Here is a 650-nt window from a genome sequence, read left to right as displayed (position 1 = left end):
AATATATTTAATTTTATTAAAATGATTGTTATTTTTATATGGGAAAAATTAATTTTCTTAATTTATCCTTTAAAATTATTTAGTTCTTTATTTGGTTTTTTAATGGAAGGGTTAAAAATTTTTATTTCTATAAATGAGAAATTATTAGAATTATTAAAAAATTTTTCTAATTTGTTAGAGGTTGTTACGAAATTAACTCTTACTAGTTTGGCCGCTGTTGTTTCAACAGCCGGTCTTACAAAAATATTTTCTGCTTTGGTTTCTGCTATTCCTGTTGTTGGACCTTCTGTTAAAGCATTTTTTGATGAATTATCAGAAAAAACTTATTTAATGCTTAGTTATACTGTTAATATTTTTTCTAAAATTGTTTCTTTTATTTTTAATATTTTTGTTTTAGTTATTAATGGATTATTTAAAATTGTTTTAAAAATTTTAGATATTATGGTTATTGTTTTAAACATTTGGTTATTTTTGTTAAACAAAGTTATAATAATATTAGGTTTTATTTTTTCTTTTTTAATGAATGTTGCATATTTATATGCTTATGAAGAAAAAGAATAAATAAATTTTAAATTATTTAAAAATAGAATAGGAGAAATTTAATTATGAGTACTTTTGAATGGAAAGGTAGACATTGGAGAATAGTTCCT

The 650-nt window shown here is 20.0% G+C and carries 1 protein-coding gene; it reads left to right on the top strand.

The features are described from left to right. A partial coding sequence (locus RI01_RS03705) for a hypothetical protein (protein ID WP_017193189.1) occupies positions 1-561 on the top strand: 561 nt, incomplete at its 5' end. Positions 562-650 lie beyond the last annotated feature (89 nt).

The organism is Italian clover phyllody phytoplasma str. MA1, assembly GCF_000300695.1.
Lineage (GTDB): Bacteria > Bacillota_I > Bacilli_A > Acholeplasmatales > Acholeplasmataceae > Phytoplasma.
Note: the sequence above shows the minus strand (reverse complement) of the source record. Positions and strands in the feature narration are given on the sequence as shown.